Source organism: Primorskyibacter marinus (genome assembly GCF_003313245.1).
Lineage (GTDB): Bacteria > Pseudomonadota > Alphaproteobacteria > Rhodobacterales > Rhodobacteraceae > Primorskyibacter > Primorskyibacter marinus.
The window spans coordinates 23,076-29,143 of record NZ_QJSD01000025.1 but is presented as its reverse complement, the minus strand read 5'-3'; the positions used below and the strand labels follow the sequence as shown (position 1 = coordinate 29,143).

The window sequence follows — 6,068 nt, the reverse complement described above, 5'->3', positions numbered from 1 at the left end:
TAGGCAGCCGACTCATAAAACTCGATCCACAGCCTGACCGATGCCAATTTGATCATCGACAGGAAATTGCGTGACGTCTTCTCGTATCGGGTTGCGATACGGCGGAACGAGGCTTTCAGCCTGCCAAAGAAACGCTCGATTTTGTTGCGTTCCCGGTAGATTGCAGCATCAAATTCGGCGGGTAGTTTGCGGTTGGCCTTGGGAGGGATCACGTCGATAGCGCCCTGTTCCCAGATCAAGTCTCTGATCCAGTCTGCGTCATATGCTTTGTCCGCGAGCACATGTTGGCCAGGTTGCAAATTGTCCAGTAGCGCCTTGCACGGCGGCGCGTCATGAGCTTGGCCGGGTGTCAATTCATATCGGATCGGCAGCCCATCCTGATTGGTAAGTGCATGTATTTTCGTTCCTAATCCGCCCCGTGAGCGACCTAAACAGCGGCGCGGGTCTTTTTTTGAGAGTCGTGGCGGAATGATGCGCGCGCACGCTGGTCCCGTCGACCATCACTGTGTCCACGTTATGCGCGTCGGCGATGGCGTCCATGATCCGGTCCCAGTGGCCCGCATAGCTCCACCGGTTGAAGCGATTATAGACCGTTGTCGGTGGGCCATATTCGCTGGGCAGATCGGCCCAAGGGATGCCGGTGCGCAGGACGTAGAAAATACCGTTGATCACGCGGCGGTCATCCACCCGCTTCTTGCCGCGCGTTTTGTTAGGTAAGACAGCTTTGATGAATTCCCATTCCAGATCGCTCATGTCTGATCGTGCCACTTCCATCCTCCCGCCCGTTGTTTAGACGAAATGAATCACAAACTTATGCTCCTAAACAAGAATTAATGGGTGTGCTGCCTAGGGAATTTCACGCCATCTAACGCGTCATCGAAGATGCTATCTAGCTCTTTTCGCGCTTTGCCTGTGGAAGACAAATACTCTTCTCGCCATTCTTCGGAGAGAAGTTGGTTTTCGGCTTCGGGGTTGTTCTTGGCGCTTCTAGCCAGTTCGATTAACTGCTTCCAATGAGCCACGACTGATCCGACACGTTGTTCTGCTATTGTTAGACTGTCAGTTTCAAGGCTCTTCACAAATCTAGCGCGTCCATCAAAATGCCTCCTGACCTTCTTGGGGATATCAATAGTTGCATACCAGCGACGGTAACGCTGCTGAAGGTAGCGGGGGTTTCTCGTTTTAGCCATATTCCACACATGTTTTCCACACAGGTTTTTGCTATTTACCTATATAATTCAGTATTTAAAAGGGTTTTGTGAATTTGTCGGAGACTCCCACCTCCTCCGCCACTTGCCCCCGCGAAAGCGTTCTCCCGATACGGCTGCGGTCAGATTTTTGCGTTGTTTTCGAGGGTTATGCAGGAGGGGCTGAGCACCGGCCCCGGTTTTAGGTGGGCCGGAAGCGGTCTCTCAGGGCAGATATTCTCCGGACCTGTTAACCGCAGGAAATCCGGTTCCGAGCGCCATGCTATCGAAATCAGAAGATTTAAACTGGATGCCCCCTGCGCGGTTTGCAGTTCCGCTTGCCAAGCTGCTGGAACCCGGATCGAACGATCAGCGGACGGCCCTATGCCTCTTCCGCGCGGACAGCGCGCAAGGATTCATCGGCCGTGGTATCCGCTTGGGCTTGCTTGGCATCTGCCGCTGGCCCCGCGCGCCAAAGGGGCGAGCGATTTCCCATCCGGGCGACTGCATTTACAGCCGAGACTCCGCCCGCGCGCGAAGTGCTAGCCGACAGCCGACCATGAAAGGCGGCGGGGCGGCTGGCGTGGCGACGTTGGGTGCGGCGGGTGTCGAGGTGGCACAGAACGTCCTGGCCGAGATCCAGTCCGGCGTCCTGCCGCTCGTGCTGTATCTCGACACGCTGCGCTGGGTGTTCATCGCGGTGGCGCTCGGCGGGGTTGCGCTCACGATCTACGCCCGCCTTGATGACTCGCACCGGGGGCGGCGGTGATTGCCAGCCTTCTCGATGGGATCGCTGCCGCCCCATGTGCGAGGCCCGCGCTACGCTACGCGGCGATCGCCCTCACCATCGTCCTGCTCCTGCTTTCAATCTGCCGCTCCGGTGAACACGTAGGCCGGATCGCTGAACGTCTTGAAAACACGGAGAAGGCCAATGAAACTCAACGCCGGATGCTGGAGGCGGCGGCTCGCCGTCCTCGTGATCGGGGCGAGCTGGTTGACCGGCTGCGCGACGGCGGGTTTTGAGACCGGCGGCGTGGCGGCATGTCCGCCGGTCGTGGAATATAGCACGGAGGGTCAGGCGCAGACGGCCGAGGAATTGGCGAGACTGCCGGACGGATCAGCCATCGTCGAGATGATGGATGACTATACCGCGATGCGGGATCTAACGCGTCTATGCCGATAGTATTTGCGCCCTTATACGCAGGCAGTTGGTACTCAGAGATAAGAGAAAACCCCTGGCGCGCATCGCCGTCCGCTTCGGGAATAGGGCGGTGATGGTCCAGATCGAGGCTCCGGCTGATGCCCCTCCCAGTTCATGCACCGGTCCCGTGGTCAGGCCACGGGGCGTCATGTAATGCATCGCATGCCACGAATGGTTGACCCAGGGTGTATGGGCCAACCGATTTTTCCCGAAGATCTGGGTTCAGATATGGAGCGCGGTGCGGGTCTCGGACCAATCGCCATTGCCGAGCGTCAGCCAGGCCTTTTTCGCCGCAGCGGCACTCATCCGATCGGCTCCATGTTCTGACGGCTCAGGGCAATCTGCACACCTGGGTCCGCTTGCATCCGCGACATATGCTGCTTCAGTGCCGAGTAATCATCGTAGGACAACGGGGTCTGGTCGATCCAGCGGGTCAGGACATAGAGGAAGGTATCGGCAAAGCTGCGTTTGCCCAAGTACCACTCACCGCCGTTCTCGCGCAGGGTGTCGTTCAGGCGCTTGTAGTGGCCGTCGAGCTTTTCGTAGGTCTTGCGCTTGACCTCTTCGATGGCCGCATCGGTCTCGGCAAAGTTCTGCGGGCCGAAATGTCCGCCATAGGCCGCATGGACCTCGGACGTCATGTAAGAGAGCGCCTCGGCTTCCTTTCGGCCCAGCACCGTATTGCGACCATAGCCCTCGCTGCCGTGTTCGGCGCCCAGCCAGGCCAGGATCGCCGCCGCCTCGGTCAGCACGTCACCGTCCTCGAACCGCAAGGCGGGAACCTTGCCCTTTTTGTTGATCGCCAGGTAGGCGTCCTTCTTGTGATCGCCGTAGGCCATTGTATGCACGTCGACAGGTGCGTCGAGCCAGGCCACGGCGATATTGGGTGACAGCGAACAGGTTCCGGGCATTGTATAGAGGGTTGGCATAATGAATTTCCTTCCAGTTATATTTGATCTGTTCCGGGGTGATCAGGGGGCCGGGTTGCCGGTTGGCGCCTGAAGGTGACGCAGAACTTGAGACGTCTGTCGCGATGTTCACGACAGCTTTATGTCAATCTGTCGGGACCGCGGCGAAAGCTACGAAGCCGGCAAGAAACTTCTTGAGCCGTTCCCGCATCTGTTCGTCCGTCATTCGGCCTTCGTCGTCGAAAACATTGCCGGCCCGCGCCACCATCAACCGCCCTGACCACCAGGGCCGTGTCCCGAGCGTGCGCAGCACAGAGAGCCAACTGTCCTGAGATAGTATCGTTCCAAATCCACCGGGCGACGCGCCCAAAACCGCAACCGGCTTGGCACCGTAAACCCGTGAGATGTCACCCGCCGGTCGGCTGGTCCAGTCGATGGCGTTTTTGAAAACGCCGGGGATCGAATTGTTGTATTCAGGTGAAAACAGCAAAAGCCCATCAGCCTCCTCGATCTGCGCTTTGAGCGTTTCGACCGCAGAGGGCAGGCCATTAACCTGCTCTTCGTCAGCGTCGTAGAGCGGAATGCCCGCGATGCTGCCTTCGGTCAATGTGCTGCCCTCGGGCATCATGCCCTGCGCCGTGCGCAGCAGCGCCGTGTTGAAGGAGGCGCGTCGCAGGCTGCCAGAGATTCCCAGGATACGGGTCATTTTGGTTCCACTTCATTTGTCAGACGGCCATTGGACCGGATTGCGTTTGTCGCCTGTCCTGCCGTGGGCACGACATGCCGTGAAAGAAGAGATGCCGCGTCACGGCATCTCTTGGAGGTTAGGTAAGGGGACCAATCAGGCCTTCAACGCTTGCGGGACGTAGGCGTCGATGACCGGCAGCCGGCGCAGGGCGAAAGCGCCGCCGCCCTGAATGGCCACGGCCACGGCCAGAGCGACCAGCAACGCGGGAAATTCCCAGCCGCCACCCTCACCGCTGAACAGCCAGCCATTGCCCGCATGCGCCCAGAGGGAGCCAAGAAGGACCGGCAGCGACAGGATTGCGGCGAGGCGGGTGTAGAGGCCCGCAATGATTGCCACGCCGCCCACGACCTCGGCAAAAATGGTCAGATAGGCCACGATCGCCGGCAACCCGAGGCCGGCGAAAAAGGCCACGGTGCCGGGAAGGGTGAAAACGAACAGTTTGAGCAGGCCGTGCGCCAGAAGGATCGTGCCGAGCGAAAGCCGGGTGAGGGTTGCGCCGACGTTGGTGTTGGCTTCGAAGGTCATTGTGTGTCTCCTCTAAATGGGTCGGTTGTTTCTCTGTCCCCTATATCGACCATTGCGCCTGAGTTGATAATATGGAGATATGGCACCTCACTCATTCCATTAGGTTGATAATCCCATGGATCAGATAACGCGTATCGGCATCTTCGTTGCAGTGGTGAAGGAGCAGAGCTTTGCCGGCGCGGCGCGACGGCTCGGGATGACCAGTTCCGCCGTCTCCAAGCAGATTCAGACCCTCGAGCAGGATCTCAAGGTCAAGCTGCTCAACCGCACCACCCGCCATGTTGCCGCGACTGAAGAGGGCGCGATCTATTTCGAGCGGGCAAAACGGGCGCTGGTCGATCTGCAGGAGGCCGAGGAGGAAATCCACGCGTTGAAATCACATCCCCGCGGCCCCCTACGGGTGAGCTTTCCGCAAAGCCTCGGGGTTAAATACCTGACGGGATGTGCTGCACGGTTCGCGCGGAGCCACCCGCACGTCGCGCTCGATGTCAGCCTGAACGACCGGTTCATCGATCCGGTGAATGATGGTTATGACGTCGTGGTACGGATCGGAACGCTTGCCGATTCCTCGCTGATGACGCGGCGGCTGGCGTCATGCCCCTTCATGCTGTGTGCCAGCGCCGACTACATTGAACGCCACGGCCGGCCACAGGCGCCCGAGGATCTGGTCGGGCATGACGTTCTGGCCTACTCGGGCAACAGCGCGGCGCATGAATGGCGCTACAAGAATGCGGCGGGGCAGGTGGGGCGGGTGTCGCTCAGCGCTTCGCTGCGGACCGATTCCGGTGACATGCTGTGCCGCGCGGCGGTCGAGGGCATCGGCATCGCCATCCTGCCGGTCTTTTACGTCGCCGAACATCTTCAGGCAGGCCGTTTGCAACGGCTTCTGCCCGACCATCTGACCTGGCCGGAACGGGATATTCATGTGCTGTTCCGCCCGAACCGCTATCAGCCCTCGCGCCTGCGGCTGTTTGTCGATCATCTGGTAAAGACCGCCAGTGATTTCCCGTGGGAGCGTCGGTAGGCGGCCTGGCACGCGCGCTCACTCAAACTTCGATCTTTTCTATATCCTTCAGGACCGCATGTACTGCGAGGCCTGTTTGGGTCAGCCCGTAGGTCACCTTTGGCGGAATCGTGTTTTCCTGTTCGCGCCAGACCAGACCATCCGCCTCCAGCTCGCGCAGGCGTTGCGTCAGGACTTTGGGCGAAATACCCGTGATCGTCCGGCGCAACACGCCAAAGCGGCAGGCGTGCCGTTCGCCCAGCACATAGATCACATGGGTTTTCCACTGACCCCAAAGCTTGCGCAGCAGTGTATCGGCTGCACAGGGCAGGGCCACTTCAACACTGGCATCTTCTCTCAGGCTGGTTTCAGGGGTGGTTTCCATTTGGTAACGACTTTCGCTTGGTAACGTAGGACCTACATATGCTTTCAACCGTTGATCGCAATATCCGTTTCGGCTGTATTCAGTCCGGTGCGGTGTTCCAAAGGAGAAAGC

11 protein-coding genes are annotated in these 6,068 nt (G+C 59.2%); 4 read left to right on the top strand and 7 right to left on the bottom strand.

Annotated features, from left to right (window positions below; genetic code table 11):
- Positions 1-768 (bottom strand): IS5 family transposase gene (locus DMZ65_RS17705; RefSeq protein ID WP_114963763.1). Its coding sequence is split into 2 segments (ribosomal slippage), with 770 coding nucleotides annotated over them: positions 1-447 and positions 446-768; the frame shifts between segments, so codons are not numbered across the junction. This gene is flagged as partial in the annotation.
- A gap of 62 nt (positions 769-830) precedes the next feature.
- Positions 831-1,190 (bottom strand): DUF6538 domain-containing protein, encoded by a 360-nt coding sequence (locus DMZ65_RS17700; protein WP_116600088.1) that lies wholly within the window; start codon positions 1,188-1,190, stop codon positions 831-833.
- A gap of 307 nt (positions 1,191-1,497) precedes the next feature.
- On the opposite strand from DMZ65_RS17700, the gene DMZ65_RS17695 reads away from it, so the two are divergent.
- From DMZ65_RS17695 to DMZ65_RS20060, 3 genes are read left to right on the top strand one after another with little or no spacing between them, the layout of a single operon-like run.
- A complete protein-coding gene (locus DMZ65_RS17695; protein WP_232825049.1) occupies positions 1,498-1,956 on the top strand; it encodes a hypothetical protein in 459 nt (152 codons plus the stop codon).
- Positions 1,953-2,210: a hypothetical protein gene (locus DMZ65_RS17690; protein WP_116600087.1), complete on the top strand. Its 258-nt coding sequence runs from the start codon at positions 1,953-1,955 to the stop codon at positions 2,208-2,210. The genes DMZ65_RS17695 and DMZ65_RS17690 overlap by 4 nt, the downstream gene beginning before the upstream one ends.
- A gap of 31 nt (positions 2,211-2,241) precedes the next feature.
- Positions 2,242-2,370, top strand: coding sequence for a hypothetical protein (locus tag DMZ65_RS20060; RefSeq protein WP_269801571.1), 129 nt, complete (start codon positions 2,242-2,244; stop codon positions 2,368-2,370).
- Here DMZ65_RS20060 and DMZ65_RS20170 read toward each other — a convergent pair.
- From DMZ65_RS20170 to DMZ65_RS17665, 4 genes are all read right to left on the bottom strand, one after another.
- Complete coding sequence (locus tag DMZ65_RS20170; RefSeq protein ID WP_369122638.1) at positions 2,359-2,604, bottom strand: DUF5996 family protein; 246 nt, start codon at positions 2,602-2,604, stop codon at positions 2,359-2,361. The two genes, DMZ65_RS20060 and DMZ65_RS20170, sit on opposite strands and share 12 nt — an antisense overlap.
- Before the next feature lie 86 nt (positions 2,605-2,690).
- Positions 2,691-3,317 carry a glutathione S-transferase family protein gene (locus DMZ65_RS17675; protein WP_116600085.1) on the bottom strand — a complete coding sequence of 209 codons (627 nt, stop codon included), beginning with the start codon at positions 3,315-3,317 and terminating at the stop codon, positions 2,691-2,693.
- 124 nt (positions 3,318-3,441) lie between these two features.
- Complete coding sequence (locus DMZ65_RS17670; protein ID WP_116600084.1) at positions 3,442-4,002, bottom strand: NADPH-dependent FMN reductase; 561 nt, start codon at positions 4,000-4,002, stop codon at positions 3,442-3,444.
- 135 nt (positions 4,003-4,137) lie between these two features.
- Positions 4,138-4,569 carry a DoxX family protein gene (locus tag DMZ65_RS17665; protein ID WP_116600083.1) on the bottom strand — a complete coding sequence of 144 codons (432 nt, stop codon included), beginning with the start codon at positions 4,567-4,569 and terminating at the stop codon, positions 4,138-4,140.
- A gap of 115 nt (positions 4,570-4,684) precedes the next feature.
- Between DMZ65_RS17665 and DMZ65_RS17660 the strand changes: the two genes are divergently transcribed.
- Positions 4,685-5,593 (top strand): LysR family transcriptional regulator, encoded by a 909-nt coding sequence (locus DMZ65_RS17660; RefSeq protein ID WP_116600082.1) that lies wholly within the window; start codon positions 4,685-4,687, stop codon positions 5,591-5,593.
- A gap of 22 nt (positions 5,594-5,615) precedes the next feature.
- On the opposite strand, the gene DMZ65_RS17655 is transcribed toward DMZ65_RS17660, so the two are convergent.
- On the bottom strand, positions 5,616-5,957 hold the full coding sequence (locus tag DMZ65_RS17655) for a winged helix-turn-helix transcriptional regulator (protein ID WP_116600081.1): 342 nt from the start codon (positions 5,955-5,957) through the stop codon (positions 5,616-5,618).
- Positions 5,958-6,068 lie beyond the last annotated feature (111 nt).

Coding starts and splice junctions, on each gene's coding strand:
- DMZ65_RS17700 (WP_116600088.1), bottom strand. CDS start 1,190: ATGGCTAAAACGAGAAACCCCCGCTACCTTCAGCAGCGTTACCGTCGC.
- DMZ65_RS17695 (WP_232825049.1), top strand. CDS start 1,498: ATGCCCCCTGCGCGGTTTGCAGTTCCGCTTGCCAAGCTGCTGGAACCC.
- DMZ65_RS17655 (WP_116600081.1), bottom strand. CDS start 5,957: ATGGAAACCACCCCTGAAACCAGCCTGAGAGAAGATGCCAGTGTTGAA.
- DMZ65_RS17670 (WP_116600084.1), bottom strand. CDS start 4,002: ATGACCCGTATCCTGGGAATCTCTGGCAGCCTGCGACGCGCCTCCTTC.
- DMZ65_RS17665 (WP_116600083.1), bottom strand. CDS start 4,569: ATGACCTTCGAAGCCAACACCAACGTCGGCGCAACCCTCACCCGGCTT.
- DMZ65_RS17660 (WP_116600082.1), top strand. CDS start 4,685: ATGGATCAGATAACGCGTATCGGCATCTTCGTTGCAGTGGTGAAGGAG.
- DMZ65_RS17675 (WP_116600085.1), bottom strand. CDS start 3,317: ATGCCAACCCTCTATACAATGCCCGGAACCTGTTCGCTGTCACCCAAT.